Source organism: Micromonospora sp. NPDC127501, from assembly GCF_040302185.1.
In the GTDB taxonomy this organism is placed as follows: domain Bacteria; phylum Actinomycetota; class Actinomycetes; order Mycobacteriales; family Micromonosporaceae; genus Micromonospora.
On sequence record NZ_JBEORJ010000008.1, the window covers coordinates 148,041 to 164,136 of the forward strand.

Annotated in this window: 16 protein-coding genes; 12 read left to right on the plus strand and 4 right to left on the minus strand. The window is 70.9% G+C overall.

The genetic code is table 11. The annotated features are described in order from the left end of the window. Nucleotides 1–192: 192 nt before the first annotated feature. Entirely contained in the window at nt 193–801 is a 609-nt protein-coding gene (locus ABTW72_RS19850) for a class I SAM-dependent methyltransferase (protein WP_350860994.1), read from the plus strand. 9 nt (nt 802–810) lie between these two features. On the opposite strand, the gene ABTW72_RS19855 is transcribed toward ABTW72_RS19850, so the two are convergent. From ABTW72_RS19855 to ABTW72_RS19865, 3 genes are all read right to left on the minus strand, one after another. Continuing rightward, nucleotides 811–1,524: a hypothetical protein gene (locus tag ABTW72_RS19855; protein WP_350860721.1), complete on the minus strand. Its 714-nt coding sequence runs from the start codon at nt 1,522–1,524 to the stop codon at nt 811–813. Nucleotides 1,525–1,630: 106 nt separating this feature from the next. Next, nucleotides 1,631–2,293 carry a response regulator gene (locus ABTW72_RS19860; protein ID WP_112736509.1) on the minus strand — a complete coding sequence of 221 codons (663 nt, stop codon included), beginning with the start codon at nt 2,291–2,293 and terminating at the stop codon, nt 1,631–1,633. A gap of 25 nt (nt 2,294–2,318) precedes the next feature. Next, entirely contained in the window at nt 2,319–3,449 is a 1,131-nt protein-coding gene (locus ABTW72_RS19865; protein ID WP_350860723.1) for a sensor histidine kinase, read from the minus strand. Between the two features lie 144 nt (nt 3,450–3,593). Between ABTW72_RS19865 and ABTW72_RS19870 the strand changes: the two genes are divergently transcribed. From ABTW72_RS19870 to ABTW72_RS19920, 11 genes are all read left to right on the plus strand, one after another. Beyond that, nucleotides 3,594–4,586 carry a carboxymuconolactone decarboxylase family protein gene (locus tag ABTW72_RS19870; RefSeq protein ID WP_350860725.1) on the plus strand — a complete coding sequence of 331 codons (993 nt, stop codon included), beginning with the start codon at nt 3,594–3,596 and terminating at the stop codon, nt 4,584–4,586. Nucleotides 4,587–4,595: 9 nt separating this feature from the next. Then, a complete protein-coding gene (locus tag ABTW72_RS19875) occupies nt 4,596–5,048 on the plus strand; it encodes a DUF6220 domain-containing protein (protein WP_350860727.1) in 453 nt (150 codons plus the stop codon). Then, nucleotides 5,045–6,784, plus strand: a complete 1,740-nt coding sequence (locus ABTW72_RS19880) for a multicopper oxidase family protein (RefSeq protein ID WP_350860729.1) — start codon at nt 5,045–5,047, stop codon at nt 6,782–6,784. Before ABTW72_RS19875 ends, ABTW72_RS19880 begins: the two co-directional genes overlap by 4 nt. A 25-nt stretch (nt 6,785–6,809) precedes the next feature. Continuing rightward, nucleotides 6,810–7,253 (plus strand): OsmC family protein, encoded by a 444-nt coding sequence (locus tag ABTW72_RS19885; RefSeq protein ID WP_350860731.1) that lies wholly within the window; start codon nt 6,810–6,812, stop codon nt 7,251–7,253. Between the two features lie 57 nt (nt 7,254–7,310). Beyond that, a complete protein-coding gene (locus ABTW72_RS19890) occupies nt 7,311–8,396 on the plus strand; it encodes a hypothetical protein (protein ID WP_350860733.1) in 1,086 nt (361 codons plus the stop codon). A 186-nt stretch (nt 8,397–8,582) separates the two neighbouring features. Then, nucleotides 8,583–9,977 carry a glycoside hydrolase family 62 protein gene (locus ABTW72_RS19895; RefSeq protein ID WP_350860735.1) on the plus strand — a complete coding sequence of 465 codons (1,395 nt, stop codon included), beginning with the start codon at nt 8,583–8,585 and terminating at the stop codon, nt 9,975–9,977. Between the two features lie 259 nt (nt 9,978–10,236). Next, nucleotides 10,237–10,794 (plus strand): GNAT family N-acetyltransferase, encoded by a 558-nt coding sequence (locus ABTW72_RS19900; RefSeq protein WP_350860737.1) that lies wholly within the window; start codon nt 10,237–10,239, stop codon nt 10,792–10,794. Between the two features lie 107 nt (nt 10,795–10,901). Then, the gene (locus tag ABTW72_RS19905; RefSeq protein ID WP_350860739.1) at nt 10,902–11,516 is read left to right on the plus strand and encodes a dihydrofolate reductase family protein; all 615 of its coding nucleotides are present in this window, start codon (nt 10,902–10,904) and stop codon (nt 11,514–11,516) included. Nucleotides 11,517–11,591: 75 nt separating this feature from the next. Then, nucleotides 11,592–12,266, plus strand: a complete 675-nt coding sequence (locus ABTW72_RS19910) for a DUF6891 domain-containing protein (protein WP_350860741.1) — start codon at nt 11,592–11,594, stop codon at nt 12,264–12,266. Nucleotides 12,267–12,388: 122 nt separating this feature from the next. After that, nucleotides 12,389–13,282 carry an SGNH/GDSL hydrolase family protein gene (locus ABTW72_RS19915; protein ID WP_350860743.1) on the plus strand — a complete coding sequence of 298 codons (894 nt, stop codon included), beginning with the start codon at nt 12,389–12,391 and terminating at the stop codon, nt 13,280–13,282. 125 nt (nt 13,283–13,407) lie between these two features. Next, a complete protein-coding gene (locus ABTW72_RS19920; protein ID WP_350860745.1) occupies nt 13,408–14,847 on the plus strand; it encodes a serine/threonine-protein kinase in 1,440 nt (479 codons plus the stop codon). Nucleotides 14,848–15,010: 163 nt separating this feature from the next. Here the strand turns inward: ABTW72_RS19920 and ABTW72_RS19925 are convergent, their stop codons facing one another. Next, nucleotides 15,011–16,036, minus strand: a complete 1,026-nt coding sequence (locus ABTW72_RS19925) for a glycoside hydrolase family 11 protein (RefSeq protein WP_350860747.1) — start codon at nt 16,034–16,036, stop codon at nt 15,011–15,013. Nucleotides 16,037–16,096 lie beyond the last annotated feature (60 nt).

Here is a 16,096-nt window from a genome sequence, read left to right on the forward strand (position 1 = left end):
TCACCGACGTGAGCCGTGACAGGATCGTCGGCATGCCGGTTCGTGCACTGAGCTTCGGGACGGTGGCGCGACAGTACGAACGGTACCGACCGGGCTACCCCGCCGAGCTCGTCGACCTGGTGCTGACGTACGCGGACCGGCCGGTTCGCAAAGGCGCTGGAGATCGGCGCCGGCACCGGCAAGGCGACCCGGCTGTTCGCCGGAGCGGGCGTCACGGTCACCGCGACCGAGCCGGACGGGGCCATGCTCGCCGAGCTGCGCAGGCACGTGCCAGCAGGCGTCCGGACCGTGCGGGCCGCATTCGAGGACCTGCGGCCGGGTGCGCGGTACCACCTGGTCTACGCGGCAGCGGCACTGCACTGGACGAACCCGCAGGGGCGATGGTCGCGGATGGCCGCGCTACTGGAACCCGGCGGCGTGTTCGCCTCGTTCGGTGGACCAACCCAGCTGGTTGACCCGGCGGTGGCCGACGCTGTCCGCGTCGCCCGGGCACCCTTCCTGGAGAGCGACGAGATTCCGTCGCCCGACGGCACGCCCCCGGAGCAGGCCATGCAGTGGCCGGGCACCGAGCTCCGACGTTCCGCCTGGTTCACCGATGTGCAGCAGACAGTGATCGAGCGTCGGCTGACGATGAGTGCGCGCGACTACGTCGGGCATCTGTCGACGATCTCGGCGTATCTCGAGCTGCCGGCTTCGAAGCAGCAGCAGGTCTTCGCCCAGATCGAACAGGTCCTGCCCGAGACGGTCGAGCTTTGCGCCGACGTCGTCGTGCATCTCGCGCGTCGATGCCCCGAGCGGTAGCGAGGGTGGTCAGACCAGGAACTGCTCCCGCATCCGCGCGCCCAGGTTGATCCCGCCCACCGCCCGAGGGCCGGCCGGGTCGTGCACGGCGACGGTGTTGTTGCGACGCATCAGCTCACGGACCGCGGGCGGTAGTCGTGGCGGGTCGTCCATGGCCGCGAGGACCTGCCCGGCACTGACGATCAGTCGATCGGCCAGGGTGGCGGCGTCGGTGTCCACCCGCACCCGGCCGTACTCCCAGCCGGAGGTGGTCAGGTCGAGCACCTCGAACACGCGGCTCACCAGCGGGTTAGGGTCGGTCACCCGGTCGAGCCGGGGCGCCCGGTTGCCGACCACGGTGACGGCGGCGGCCACCTGCGCGTACGGGTGGAAGCCGCACGGCAACGCGAACAGCGGCCAGCGCAGGGCCGGACCCGCCTCCTTCCACAGCGGCCGGTAGTTACGGCGGTGCACCAGCAGTCGCCGGCCCGTCCGTCGGTGGATCTCCTGGGCCTGCGCCTGAAGGTCCACGTGGGCCTCGTCGGCGACCTGACTGACGATCCGGGTCGCCACCACCAGGCCGTCGTCACTGTCGAGCGAACCGGCGAGCGCCTCGACCTGCTCGTTGAACCGGATCCGCGCGTGGGGGCCGTACCGGGACTGGACGTCGTGCAGCAGCGCCTGCTGGCGTCCCGGGTCGAGCTGGACTCGCCTACCGCCCAGCAAACGACGGAGCCAACGCATGTCGCCTCGATTCAGCAGAGCCGTCGCGGACGGCGGCAATGCTAGTGCGTCGACTCTCCCTCATGTTCCCAAGGGGGGTGATCGACTCGGCTCTCGGAAACGGCGGTCACCGCCGACGCGGCGTGATCAGCCCCGACTCGTACGCCCACACGACCAGCTGCGCCCGGTCGCGGCAGTGCAGCTTCGTCATGGCCCGGTTGACGTGTGTCTTGGCGGTCAGCGGACTGATCACCATGCGCACGGCGATCTCGTCGTTGGTCAGCCCACGGGCGACCAGCTCGACGACCTCCTGCTCCCGGGCGGTCAGCACGTCACGTCCGGCCGTGGGCACGGCCGGCGGTGGGCCGGCCACGAACTCACTGATCAGTGTGCGGGTGACGGTCGGCGCGAGCAGCGCGTCACCGCGCGCGACGACGGTGACGGCGTGCAGCAGGTCGGCGGGGTCGGCGTCCTTCAGGAGGAAGCCGCTGGCGCCGGCGCGGAGGGCGGCGAACACATAGGAGTCGAGCCCGTAGTTGGTGAGGATGAGCACGCGGATCGCGGCGAGGTCGGGATCGGCGGCGATGCGCCTTGTGGCCTCGATGCCGTCGAGGCCCGGCATCTGCACGTCCATCAGCACGACGTCCGGGCGCAGACACCGCGACAGGTGGACGGCCGAGGTGCCGTCGGTCGCCTCACCGACGACCTCCAGGTGGTCCTCGGCGTCGAGCAGTGCCCGGAAGCCGGCTCGCATCAGCGCCTGGTCGTCGGCGAGCAGCACCCGGATCATCCCGGCTCCTCCGGCCGGCGGGCGGTCATCGCGGGCCGTCCAGCGGGAAGGTGGCCCGTACGGTGAACCCGTGGTCGTCGTGTGCGGCGGTCCGCAGCGTGCCGCCCAGGGCGCTGACCCGCTCCCGCATGCCGCGCAGGCCCACGCCCGGGGTCAGGGGCTCAGCCGGCGACGCCTGACCGTCGTCGGTGACCGCGACGGTCAGCCCTGCCGGGGCGTACTCCACCTGGATGTGCGCTGTCGCGGGCCCGGCGTGGCGGGCCACGTTGGTGAGGGCCTCCTGGATGACCCGGTACCCGGCCTGGTCGACCTCGTCGGGCAGGTCCCCGCGCTGGCCGGTGACGGTCACCTGCACCGGTACGCCGACGGCCCGGGTCCGCTCGGCCAGCTCGTCCACCCGGGCCAGCCCGACCCGATCGCCGTCGGTCGGCGCGCGGAGGACGTCGAGGGTGGTGCGGAGTTCCCGCATCGCGGCGCCGCTGGCCTCCTGGATCGCCAGCAGCGTCGCCGACGGCTCCTCGCCGTGCTTGCGGGCCAGGTGCACGGCGATCCCCGCCTGCACCTTGATCACCGAGATGCTGTGGGTCAGGGAGTCGTGCAGGTCGCGGGCGATGCGCAGGCGCTCCTCCCCGGCGCGCCGCAACGCCATCTCCTCGCGGGTGCGTTCGGCCTCGATCGCCCGCTGCTCGACCTGCTCCAGGTACGCCCGGCGCTGCCGCGCGACGAGCCCGGCGACGTTGGCCGCCACGAACCAGCCGAGCAGCAGGGCCGTCCGCTCGGCGACCAGTTGGCCTGGTCGGCCGGCCGGCGCCATCGAGATGTCGCGGGCCAGGAAGCTACCGAGGAAGGCGAGGCTGGCCACGGCGGCGGCCGACCGGTGTCCCTGCCAGGCGCTGACGTAGACCGCGCAGAGGACGGGGAACGCGGCGGACACCCCGGGGTGCACCCGGACGTGAACGGCCAGCATGGCGACGGTGACCACGCCCAGCGCCACCACCGGGTAGCGCCGGCACGCCGCCAGGGCCAGCACGGTGGCGAGGACCAGGGCGACGTCGAGCACCTCGACCGGCGCGGCGTCCGGGGTGAGCACGGCGTTGCCGAGCAGGAGGACGCCGAGGGCGAGACCGCCGAGGGCGTACGGGAGGTCACGGCGCATGGTCGCACTGTAGAACGGCCGTCGTCGGTGGAGCATCCCACGCGCGTGGTACCTGCGGCGTACCACGGGCGCGGTATGAGCGGCGGGGCAAGTGTCTGCGGTGGCACGACGATTTCCCGGGCCGCCGGAACGAGCATCGAGCCCATGACATACCGCTTCTTCACCCCCACGCCGACGAGGGCGGCCACCGGCCGCACCGCGGCCGTCTACCAACAGTTGCGCGACGACTTTCTCGGGCCGTTGCCGACCTTCCAGGCGCTCTCGGCCGTGCCGGAGGTGCTGGCCGCGACCTGGGCGCTGATGCGGGAGGCGCTGCTCGCCGGGAACGCGCCCCGGGTGGAGCGCGAACTCGTCGCGGCCGCGGTGTCCCGAGCCAACCGCTGTCAGTTCTGCGTCGACGCCCACGTGCTGCTGCTGCACGCGCTGGGCGCACCGAAGCTGGCCGAGGCTGTCGCCCGGGGCGAGACGCCCACCGAGCCGAGGCACGCCGCGCTCGTCGGCTGGGCGCAGGCGAGCCGCAGCCCCAGAGCCGCCGACTGGACCGGCACCCACGGCCCGGAGATCACCGGCACCCTGCTCGCCTTCCACTTCGTCAACCGGGTCGTCTCCGCGTTGCTCGACTCCGATCTGCTCCCCGGCGGCCTGCAACGCTCCCCGCTGGTGCGCTCGGTCGGCGGTCGGCTCTACGCCAAGGCGGCCCGGGAGCCGAAGGAGCCCGGCCGAAGCCTCCCGCTCCTCGACGCCGACCCGACGGCATCACCTCCCGTCTGGGCGGGGGACAGCCCCGTGGGCGTCGCCTACGCGTCGCTGCGCAACGCCGCCAACCGGGGTGGGGACCTGCTGGGCGACGTGGCGCGCCAGACCGTCACGGCCACCGTGCGCTGGGAGGACGGGCGGTTCCCGGCCCGGCCCGCGGACTGGGCCGTCGACCTGGTGCGGGACGTGCCGGGCACGGACCGCATCGGGACGCGGATCGCGTTGCTGGCGGCGTTCGCGCCCAGTGCGATCAGCCCGGGCGACGTCGCTCTCTGGCGGCTCTCCCACCCCGCCGACGCCGACCTCGTGCGGTTGGTCGCGTACGGGGCGATCACGGCCACCGATCACGTCGCCCGGGCCCTCGCCTCGGCGCGCCTCTAGGAGGTAACCATGCGCAAGGCTCTCGTCATCGTCAGCGCCCTGCTGCTCGTCGCGTTCGCCGTGCAGTTCGTCCTCGCCGCCGTGGGTGGGTTCACCAGACCCGCCGGCGAGGACGCGTACGCGCTGCACAGCGTCAACGGCATGGCGGTCATCCCGATTCTCACAGTGCTCACCGCAGTGCTCGCCGCGCTGGCGAAGGCGCCGGGAAAGATCGTCGGCCTCGCGGTCCTGCCGATCGGCCTCGTCCTCCTCCAGCCGCTCATCGCCATGTTGGCCGAGGCTTCCACCGACGCGTCGGGTGTCAGCACCCCGCTCGGCCTGACCATCGGTGGGTTGCACGCGCTCAACGGAATCATCGCGGTGCACGTCGTGGTCGGCGTCCATCGGGCGGCGCGACAGCTGGCCGTCCCGGTTCCCGCCGGCGCGGCTCGGCTGGTCACCCGGGAAGGAGAGCCGGCGTGACCACCGGGTCGCTGCTCGTGGCCGACCTCGTGATCGCGGTCCTCGCGGCCGCCGCCTGGCTGGGTGGTGGCGCCGCGTCCGCCGCCCGTCGCCGCCCGCTCGCACTGGGACTGGCGGCCGTCGCCGTGCTCGCCACGCTCGCCCGCGCGATCACGATCACCGCCCTCGCCCGTGCCGGCTGGTGGTTCGCCGCGGAGAAGGTCCTCATCGCGGCCCCACTGTCGCTCACGGCGGTGGGCGTCGCCGGTCCGCGGTTGCTGCGGGCCCCGGGCGACATCCGGGCCGTCGCGGTCCCGCTGCTCTTCGCCGGGTACGCCACGAGCGGCGCCCTGCTCGTGACGATCCTGCACGGTTATCCGGCGTCGGCCGGGGCGGGGCTGCTCGCGGTCGCCGGAGTCGTGGCGGCCACGGTGATCTCGGGGCGTGCGCTCGGTGCGCGCCCGTCCCGGACGGCGTCCCGGTTGGCCCTCGTGGTGGCGGTCGCGGCGCTGTTGACCGGAACCGGGCTGACCGTCGCCCCGGGCGCCGCGCCCGCCGTACCGCATGATCATGGTTTTCCGGCGGCCCGGATCGCCGACGAACCCACCCGGCGGTTCACCCTGACCGCCGGGACCGCCACGGTGGACGCGGGCGGCCGGAGCGTCGCTGCGTGGGCGTTCAACGGGCAGGTACCCGGACCGGAGCTGACCGCCACCGTCGGCGACGTGGTGGAGGTGACGCTGCGCAACCGGGACATCGGGCGCGGCGTCACTGTGCACTGGCACGGGTACGACGTGCCGAACGATCAGGACGGGGTACCCGGCGTGACGCAGGCGGTGGTGCGGCCCGGGCAGGAGTTCGTCTACCGTTTCCGCGCCGACCAGGCCGGAACGTACTGGTACCACACGCATTCGGCCTCCGATGTCGGCGTACGGATGGGCCTCTACGGCGTGCTGGTGGTGCGACCGGGGCCGGCGACCGGTCTCGACGTCACCGTGGCGGTGCACACCCTGGCGGGCCGTCCGTTGCCCGCGCCGAAGATGGCGAAGGTCGAGGCCGGCGTACCGGTGCGGTTGCGGCTGATCAACACCGACAGCACGACGCACCGGTACGCCCTGGCCGGGACCGCGTTCCGGGTGGCCGCGATCGACGGCGTCGACCTGCGCGGCCCGACGCCGCTGGTGGACACCGCAGTGCTGATCCCGGCCGGGGGCCGCTACGACCTGGTCTTCGACGCGCCGGCGACCCCGGTGGCGCTGTTCGTCGACGGGCGGGCGGTCTACTCGACCGGCCCGGTGTCGGCGGCGACCGGTGCCTGGCCGGTGCTCGATCCGCTCGGCTACGGGGCGGCCGCTGCGGTGCCCTGGTCCCGGTTCGACAAGACGTTCACCCTCGTCCTCGATCGTGGCCTCGACCTAAGCGGTTTGCTGCCCCGGTACGCCCACACCGTCAACGGCGCGGCCGATCCGGACATCCCACCGCAGGTCGTACGCCTGGGCGACGTCGTACGGTTCACCATCGTCAACCGGTCGCAGATCGTGCACCCGTGGCACCTGCACGGCCACCACGTCCTGGTGCTGGCCCGCGATGGCGAGCCGGCGGCCGGAAGCCCACTGTGGCTGGATTCGTTCGACGTCCGTCCGGGCGAGGTGTGGGAGGTGACGTTCCGGGCCGACAACCCGGGGATGTGGGCCAACCACTGCCACAACCTGGCGCACGCCGATGCCGGGATGACGCTGCATCTCATGTACTCGTGATCGCGGAGGCCTGTAGTTTTCGGTCATGACTGAGGACACCTTCCGTTCGGTGGCGATCGAGCGCACCAGCCTGGGCAACTACGTCGTGCGGAACTCCCGTGGCGGGTCGGTGTCGTTGGGCACGGGCGACGACGGCAGTTTCACGCCGGTGGAGTTGCTGCTGGCCGCCATCGGCGGCTGCACCGCTGTGGACGTGGACCACATCACCAGTCGTCGTGCCGAGCCGACCGGGTTCGCCGTCGCCGTCACCGGTGACAAGATCCGGGACGAGGCCGGCGGAAACCGGATGCGGAACCTGCGGGTCGAGTTCACAGTGACGTTCCCGGAGGGCGCGGAGGGCGACGCGGCCCGTGCGGCGCTGCCCCGGTCCTTGCAGCAGTCGCACGATCGGTTGTGCACGGTCTCCCGTACCGTCGAGCTCGGCACTCCCGTCGCGATCGCCGAGGGCCCCGGGCCCGCCGGAGACTGACGGGCGCTGAGCACGACTACTCAGGCCCGTGCGTTTCGTTCGTGTGAGGGTGACGGCATGCGTCGACTACTGGTGCCACTGCTGATCGTCCTCACCGTGGTGGTGGCGTGCGCCGACCCGAACGCCCAGCCGGGTCGCTCGGACCCGACGGTCGCGGAGCCGGCGCCCACCGAACTGCTCGCCGACGGCAGCGTGCCCTGGGCCGACCTGAAGATCACCGGCGAGGACCTCAACGGCCGCCCTGCCGCGCCGAGAACGCCGGCCACCGGCAGCGAGCCGTGCCGGGCGGAGCAGCTGACCGGCCGGCTCACCACGTGGACGCGGCCCGGCACCGGCGGTGAGACGCCTCGCGGCTTCGACGCCGCCATCGGCAAGCTCATCGGCGAAGTGGACGTGCGGAACTCGTCGACGGTCGAGTGCACGCTGCAGGGCGAGGTGCCCACGACCATGCTCGCCGGCGGCCGCGAGATCCCGATGCTCTACACCCACGGCATCGACGTGGAGGGCCGCACCCGGGTGGTCGCCGTGCCGGCCGGCGGCCACGCCAGCCTGCGCCTGGACTGGTCCGGTCCGTTCTGTCAGCCCGTGAAGGGGTCGTTGGAGCTCGCGATCGAGCTGCCGCACGACGGCGGCAGGTTGCGCGCACCGGTCACCGCCGACGAGCGTCCGGGCTGCCCGCAGGGGGAGGGGGTCCACCCTCGCGCGCGGGGGACGCTGTCCGCGAGCGGGTTCACCGAGCCGGTGACGGTGTCGAAGCCCCCGTCCTCGCCGCTCGAGAAGCTCACCGTCGCCGTTGAGGGGCCGACGACCGCCGTCGCCGGGTCGCGGCTCACCTTCCGGGTGACGCTGGGTAACCCGACCGACGGCGCCCTCGCGCTGGACCCCTGCCCGGGGTACCTGATGGAACGGTTCTCTCTCGGCGACGCGACAAACGACGCGGTGAACTCGGCCCAGTTGTACCGACTGAACTGCCGCGCGCTTCCGCAGATCCCCGCCGGCGGCAGTGCCGTCTTCGAAATGGTCACCGAGGTGCCAGCCTCGATGCGGGCCGGGCGCGAGCTGAGCGTGACGTGGAAGTTGTATCTGCCGCACTACGTGCAGCGGGCCAACCAGTTCGGTGTCCTCACCCTCACCGTCGTCTGAGGAAGGTCCCTGCCGGGTCAGCCGCACCGGCCAAATCGACGCGGGCGAGAACGAGGGATAGATGCTGTTGAGGGTATGGGAGCGCTCCCGTAACATACCTGACGCGGCCTGTTAACGCTCACAATCGGTCACCGTACAGAGACCGCCACCAATGCAGGGGCCGCCATCCCGCGAGGAGGGTGCTACATGGCCAGATCCAGAGCCACCAACGTCGGTCTGGTTGCGGCCGGCGTCGGTCTACTGGTGTCGTCGACGGTTGTCGCGGCGCTGCCGGCCGGTGCCGCGGCTGAGGGTTGTTCGGTGAACTACGCCGTGTCGTCGCAGTGGCAGGGTGGCTTCGGCGCCAACGTGGCGATCACGAACCTGGGTGATCCGTTGAGCAGTTGGACGTTGACCTGGTCGTACGGCGCTGGGCAGACGGTGACGCAGGCCTGGAACACGTCGCTGACGCAGAGCGGGTCGGCGGTGACGGCGAAGAACGTGAGCTACAACGGTGGGGTCCCGACCAACGGCACGGTGTCGTTCGGCTTCAACGGGTCCTGGACGGGCAGCAACCCCGACCCGACGAGCTTCGCCCTGAACGGCGTCACCTGCACCGGTGGCACCACGACCCCGCCGCCGACCGACCCGCCCCCGACCACCCCGCCGCCGACCGACCCGCCGCCGACGTGCAACCTTCCCTCGACGTACCGGTGGTCCTCCACCGGAGTGTTGGCGACCCCGAGATCGGGCTGGGTGTCACTCAAGGACTTCACCGTCGCCCCCTACAACGGTCAGCAACTCGTCTACGCCACCACCCACGACAACGGCACCCGGTGGGGCTCGATGAACTTCGGCCTCTTCACGAACTACTCGCAGATGGCCTCCGCCAGCCAGAACGCGATGAACAACGCGACCGTCGCGCCGTCACTGTTCTACTTCGCGCCAAAGAACATCTGGGTGCTCGCCTACCAGTGGGGTGGTCCCGCGTTCTCCTACCGGACGTCGACCAACCCGACCAACCCGAACGGCTGGTCCGCGGCACAGACCCTGTTCAGCGGAAGCATCACCGGTTCGGGCACCGGCCCGATCGACCAGGCGGTCATCGGTGACGACACGAACATGTACCTGTTCTTCGCCGGCGACAACGGCAAGATCTACCGGGCCAGCATGCCGATCGGCAACTTCCCCGGCAGCTTCGGCTCCAACTACACGACCATCATGAGCGACACCACGAACAACCTCTTCGAGGCCGTTCAGGTCTACAAGCTCCAGGGCCAGAACCGTTACCTCATGATCGTCGAGGCGATCGGTTCGCAGGGCCGCTACTTCCGCTCGTTCACGGCCACCAGCCTGGGCGGCTCCTGGACGCCGCAGGCCACCAGCGAGAGCAACCCGTTCGCCGGCAAGGCCAACAGCGGCGCCACCTGGACCAACGACATCAGCCACGGTGAGCTGCTGCGCACCAACGCCGACCAGACGATGACCGTCGACCCCTGCAACCTGCAACTGCTCTACCAGGGCCGTTCACCCAGCTCCGGCGGCGACTACGGCCTCCTGCCGTACCGGCCGGGTCTGCTGACCCTGCAACGCCCGGTCTGATCACGCTCGACCGACCCGCAACGGGCGGGCTCGGCGCCACCACGCCGAGCCCGCCCGGCACCACACCGGGTGCGGTGATCCTCTGGCGTCCCGGTCCCCGGCCCTCGGTTGGGACCTGCCTCGCCCGGTCCGGCGCTTGATCACTCGCGTTCATGGAAGTCGCGGTATCCCGGTCGCCCCTGACGCCGGGACCTTCAACGCGAGTCGATCAAGCAACGGCAGCGCCGAGGCCGGCGCGACGTCCGTGTCAGGATGTTGCGTGACCTGCGAATCAACAATTTCGTCGGCGGTCGATCCAATCGCCTCCCCTCTCGTACTGGAAGGGGAGGGGATTGTGCTGCGGGACTGGCTCGACGCCGATCTGCCGCACATGCCGGGCCTCTTCGACGCGACGGACATCGCCGCGAACACCGATATTCCCTCTCCATTCGACGCGGACGCCTTTCTGGTCAGAATCCGGCGGCGCCGCGCCCAGGGCGTTGTCGACCTGGCCGTGACGCGCGACGGCGGCGAGCCGCGTGGCCTCGTCGCACTGCACGTGGCGAGCGGCGTGCTGGGGTACGCCATCGGCCCCGCGCACCGCGGCCGAGGCCTGGCGTCGCGTTCCCTGCGGTTGATGACGACCTTCTGCCACGAAGAACTCGGCTCCACCAGACTGCGGCTGAGCATCGTGCAGGGCAATGTGCCCTCGCAGCGGGTCGCCGAGTCCGCCGGATACGTCCGGAGCGACGATGACGTCGTCGAGAGGACGAATGGGTTGGGGCAGCCAAAGCTGCTCGAAACGTGGCATTGGACCGCTCCTGCGGTGTCTGGCTGACAAAGACGGGATACGACACGCACCATCGGGGCGGCCTGTGGCTGAGGAGTTTGGGACGATGCGCCGGTCGACCTAGCGACATCACCCGATTCGAAGGGACCCCCGCGATGGCAAAGGTCATCTCCACGCTGTTCATCTCGGCCGACGGTGTGGCCGAGATCGACCCCGACTGGCACTTCCCGTACTTCGACGAGAACATGGGCCGCGCGGTCACCGAGGACTATGACGCCGCTGATGTGCTGCTCATCGGCCGCGAGACGTACGACAGCTTCGCCGGGGCCTGGCCCGACCGGGAGGCCGCGGGTGGGGACGACGCGCCGTTCGCCAAGCAACTCGGTGACATGCGCAAGGTCGTCGCCTCGCGCCAGCCGCTGGAGTTCTCCTGGCGCAACTCCGAGCTGATCAACGGGGACCTTCTCGACGCCGTCACCGCGCTCAAGGCCGATGCCGGTGTCCGGGGAATCCTCATCCCCGGGTCGATCTCCGTCGTGCAGCAACTGCTCGCCGCCGGCCTGGTCGACGAGCTGCGTCTGCTGGTGCATCCCGTGGCCGCGCGCAAGGGCCGCAAGCTGTTCGACGAGGGCGACGTGGCGTACCACCTGCGACTGGTGACGTCGGAGGCGTTCCCGACCGGCGTCCTCCGTGTGATCTACGCGCCGGGTACGGCACCGACTCCGGTGGGCTACGACGACATCAAGGACCAGGTTCCGGCCGGAAACTAGGCGTGCTTCGGGGACGGCCGCCGCGCCGGCCGTTCTCCGACCGAGCCCGTCACAGGCCCATGTGAAGATCGCGCCGTGACTGAGTGGACGTACAACGATCGCCCCGCTGGCGTCAGGTTCCTCACCGATCGGGTCCCGGAGCCGGGCCGCACCGCCGTCGAGGACGAGCTGTGGGCCTGGGTCGTGCGGGGTGAGGCCGACGCGGACGAGTTCGTCGACTTCTTCGACGACCCCGACGAGCGCCACGGCGCCACAAACGACGAGCTCAGGGCGGCGCACGAGACGGCGTTGGCGGTCCGACGGGAACAGCAGCGCGAGTGGGGTGAGGTGCGCGGCAACCTCACCCGCGCTTTCGTCGAGCTCAACGAGCTGGGGGTGTTGGCCCGGGAGAACTTCAGCTGCTGTGGCACCTGCGCGAGCGCCGAGATCGACGACGAGCGGGACGACTCCCGGCACTGGCGCGGGTTTCTCTGGTACCACCAGCAGGACACCGAGTCGCTGCTCGCGAGCGAGGACGGCGAGGTCTATCTGGGCTACGGCGTCTATCCTCCGGCCGACTTCGACGAGGTCGCCTACGCGGGGCTGTCGGAGGCCGAGCAGCAGGCCAGCTACCAGGCCGACCTGGAGCGACTGCTGGACGAGGTCGCGTTTCCGGTGCTCCGCAAGCACGGCATGCGGGTGGAGTGGAACCGCAAACAGTCCCGGCGGATCCGGGTCACCGGTGCCCAGTGGTACGCACCACTTGATTGACCACCACCAATTGATCCTACACTTCGGACCGGCATTTAGTGAGGTCCATCGATATTGACGGGGGGCGTCGACGGCGACAGGATCTCGGGCACCACCACCCCTGATCCCTCCTGGGAGGCGCCATGACCCGTCCCCGCCTGCCCCGCCTGCGGGCAGCCACCCGGTTGGCCGCACTCGCGCTCGCCACCGCCGGCGTGCTGCTCACCGTCGCCACCCCCGCCAGCGCCGCTGTGCCCACCGGCCGTTACGTCGCGCTGGGCGACTCGTACACCGCAGGTCCGCTGATCCCCACCCAGGTCGATCTCAACTGCCTGCGGTCCAACCGTAACTACCCGTCGCTGGTGGCGGCGTCCGCCGGCTCGTCGTCGTTCGCCGACGTGAGCTGCTCCGGCGCCACCACGGAGGACATCCTCTACGGCGGTAGTGGCCAACTGGGCATCACGTTGCCGCCGCAGCTCAACGCGGTCACGGCGAACACGTCGCTGGTGACGGTGCAGATCGGCGGCAACGACATCGGCTTCTCCGGCATCATCGGCGACTGCGCGGAGGCGAGCGTCAGCAGCCCACTCGGATCTCCGTGCAAGAACCGGTACACCGCCGGAGGTGTCGACCAGTTGCAGGCGCGGATCGTCGCCGCCACGCCGAAGATCACCGCTGTGCTCCAGGCGGTCCGGCAGGCAGCACCGGGCGCGCGGGTCGTGGTGCTCGGCTATCCGGCGATCCTGCCGGACAGCGGTTACGGCTGCTGGCCGGTCGTTCCGATCGCCTACCAGGACGTGCCGTACCTGCGTGGCGTCGAGAAGTCGCTCAACACGATGCTGGCCAGCGTCGCGAGCGCCAACGGCGCCACCTACGCCGATGTCTACACCCCGTCGATCGGCCGCGACGCGTGCAAGGGCAGCGGCACCCGGTGGGTCGAGGGTCTGGTGCCGCAGAACTCGGCCGCGCCGTTCCACCCCAACGCCCGAGGTGAGCAGGGCATGGCCACCGCCCTGATTGCCCGGCTGAACAGCTGACCGGGCCGTAGACGGCCGAGCCCGCCCCGCCGGCAGCGGCGGGGCGGGTCACCCCTGCGGTGCGCCGGGCGGCGGTGCCCAGACTCGCTGTGCTTGAAATCGCGGAGTCCGGGGTACCGAAAGCTATGCCGAATGTGGGGCAAGTCGTCGGAGACCGTTACCGCCTGGTCGAAAGCATCGCCAGCGGCGGAATGGGTGACGTGTGGCGGGCGGTCGACGAAACCCTCGACCGCTGTGTGGCGGTCAAGATGCTGCAACCTCGGTTGGCCACCGACGGCGACTTCGGTGAGCGGTTCCGGCGCGAGGCACGGGCCATGGCGGCCCTGCGCCACCCAGGTGTCGCCCAGGTCTACGACTACGGTGAGGTGTCCCAGCCCGGAGTGCCGGTCCTCGCCTACATCGTGATGGAATGCGTGCAGGGGCAGCCCTTGTCGGAGCGGATCGCCGAGGTCGGCCGGCTGGGCGTGGCCGAGACGATGTCGATCGCCGCGCAGGCCGCCCGTGCCCTGCAGGCCGCGCATGACGCCGGTGTCGTGCACCGTGACGTCAAGCCCAGCAATCTGATCATCGAGCCGGACGGACACGTCGTACTCGTCGATTTCGGTGTCGCGGTGACGCAGGAGGCGACGAGCCTGACCGCAGCGAACCAGATCGTCGGCACCGCCCTGTACATGGCACCCGAGCAGGTCGCGAAGAACGAGACCACATCGGCGATCGACATCTACGCGCTGGGGGCTGTCGTCTACCACTGCCTCGCCGGGCGGCCGCCGCACCAGGGCGAGAATGCCGTCGCGGTGGCGCTGCGGCATCTTGAGGAGGAACCGTCGCCGCTGCCCGAGGACGTTCCGGCGGAGGTCCGGCATGTGGTGGCCACCGCGATGGCCAAGGAGCCCGCCCACCGATTTCCGACGGCGGCGGCCATGGCCAGGGCGGCGCAGACACTCGCGGCCCCGTCCGACCACCTGCTGGCCACCGCGACCGGGGCGACCGAGATCGGGGTACGGACCGAGGTCACGGATGCCCGGCGGTCGGCCCTCGGCGGCACGGTGAGCCGGGCCGTCACCCCTGGGCCGAGAGCGCTCGCGGTGCTTCTCGGGTCGTTGGCCGCCGCGGCTGCCGTCCTGGTGCTCGCCGATCCCATCGGGATCATGCCCGGCCCGACCGGGCGACCGTCGACGCCTCCCGTGGTGCCGCCCGCGGTGTCGCCAACGGTGCCGCCGCAACGGGAACCGGGCCCCGGCGTCGGCGGCGGTGAACCAGCCACCCGCAGTTCTGCGGGCCTGCCGGTACGAGCGCCCGGCTCCCCGACCCCGACGCCCACCCGGGCCGAGGGGACGGTGGATCCGTCGACGCCGTCCGGTGGAAGCACTTCGGATGCGCCCGGTCCCACCGCGTCCGAGAGCGCTCCCGCGGAGCCGACGGAAGCCCCGACGGGCGGAACGACAGCGCCGCCGACCTCTGGGACGACGGAGGCTCCAGCGGAGGACCCAGCGGCGGATCCAACCTCGGAACCGTCGACGGAGGAATCGACGGCCGGAGGAGAGACCGCGGTGCCGCAGGTGTAGCGGACGGCGGCAACGACCGTGGTCTCGCAACTGGCACGTCGAGCGGGGTCGGCCCGAGGCCGTCATGGACGCCGAGGCGGACGGGGCTGCCTGCGCACCGCAGACCGGCGTGGCGACCGAGGCCGCCACGCCAGTGGTGCGATGTGTCAGGAACTGATCGGGGTCAACTGGTACGGCAGCTGATCGTTGGCCAGTTCCAGTTGCCGTTGGCCATGATCGTTACGCCGAAGTTGTTGCCGTTGCCGTTCGGCGTCGCGGTGACGGTGCCACTGTTGCCGTTGACGGCGGCGTTCCAGCTGTTCTGAATGCTCTGGCCGCCACCGAGGCCGAGGCTGACGACCCAGTTGTTGGTGCCGCTGACCGCGACGTTGAGGTTGAACCGGTCACCCCACTGCTGGCCGGCGGAGATCGTCGCGTTGCAGTTTCCGGTCCCCGGGTTTCCGGTGGGGGGCGGGGTGGTCGGGTTGCCGCCACCACTGCCCTCCCGGACGGTGATGTCGGAGCTTCCCTGGCTCTGGTAGCCCTCGGTGGCCATCACCTGGTAGCTGTGGTTGGTGCCGAGGTTCAGGCCGGCGCGGGCCCAGGCGTCGAAGTGGTTGGCGGTGGTGATCGTGCCACTCGAGCGCTTCTGCTGGCGGACGCTCCAGAACTGGTAGAACGTCTGGTTGCCGTCGATCGACGGGGCGTTGACCCGCTGGCTGCGGAGGATGTCGTAGGTGCCGCCGTCAGTGGTGACGGTGCCCATCCGGGTGGCGCCGCTGCTCGGGTTGTAGCTGCCGAAGTTCTCCACCACGTAGTACTCGATGAGCGGGTTGCGCGTCCATCCGTACAGGGCCAGGTAGGTGTTGTTGTTGCCCGGGTTGTAGCTGCCCGAGTACGTGACCGTCCGGCGGGTGCCGGTGGCCCAACCCTTGCCGCCGACCCAGTTGTTGGTGCTCCTGTCCCAGCTGCTGGTGTACCGGCCGTCGGCGCGCAGCGTCATGCTGGCGTTGCCGCTGTCCTTCCAGAACGAGAAGTAGTACCCGTTGTGCGTGCCGGTGAGGTTCGACGTGAGGGTCCGGTCGGCCTCGGCGTACGCGTTGGTGGCCGTCATCGTGCCGGCGACGGCCACGACGGCGGCGCAGGCGGCGCCCAGGAGCAACCGCATGCGGCCGCGGCCTCTCGGTTTGGTGTGGCTGGTGTCGGTCATGGAACTGTTGCCTCCTCTGACGGCTGGCGGGGGCCAGCGGCGCGGTACGCCTCGGCAGGC

Bases quoted from the DNA above. Each gene is read 5' to 3' on its own strand.
- ABTW72_RS19915 (WP_350860743.1), top strand. From the start codon at position 12,389: ATGACCCGTCCCCGCCTGCCCCGCCTGCGGGCAGCCACCCGGTTGGCC.
- ABTW72_RS19905 (WP_350860739.1), top strand. From the start codon at position 10,902: ATGGCAAAGGTCATCTCCACGCTGTTCATCTCGGCCGACGGTGTGGCC.
- ABTW72_RS19925 (WP_350860747.1), bottom strand. From the start codon at position 16,036: ATGACCGACACCAGCCACACCAAACCGAGAGGCCGCGGCCGCATGCGG.
- ABTW72_RS19895 (WP_350860735.1), top strand. From the start codon at position 8,583: ATGGCCAGATCCAGAGCCACCAACGTCGGTCTGGTTGCGGCCGGCGTC.
- ABTW72_RS19885 (WP_350860731.1), top strand. From the start codon at position 6,810: ATGACTGAGGACACCTTCCGTTCGGTGGCGATCGAGCGCACCAGCCTG.
- ABTW72_RS19875 (WP_350860727.1), top strand. From the start codon at position 4,596: ATGCGCAAGGCTCTCGTCATCGTCAGCGCCCTGCTGCTCGTCGCGTTC.
- ABTW72_RS19860 (WP_112736509.1), bottom strand. From the start codon at position 2,293: ATGATCCGGGTGCTGCTCGCCGACGACCAGGCGCTGATGCGAGCCGGC.
- ABTW72_RS19865 (WP_350860723.1), bottom strand. From the start codon at position 3,449: ATGCGCCGTGACCTCCCGTACGCCCTCGGCGGTCTCGCCCTCGGCGTC.
- ABTW72_RS19920 (WP_350860745.1), top strand. From the start codon at position 13,408: ATGCCGAATGTGGGGCAAGTCGTCGGAGACCGTTACCGCCTGGTCGAA.
- ABTW72_RS19890 (WP_350860733.1), top strand. From the start codon at position 7,311: ATGCGTCGACTACTGGTGCCACTGCTGATCGTCCTCACCGTGGTGGTG.
- ABTW72_RS19870 (WP_350860725.1), top strand. From the start codon at position 3,594: ATGACATACCGCTTCTTCACCCCCACGCCGACGAGGGCGGCCACCGGC.
- ABTW72_RS19855 (WP_350860721.1), bottom strand. From the start codon at position 1,524: ATGCGTTGGCTCCGTCGTTTGCTGGGCGGTAGGCGAGTCCAGCTCGAC.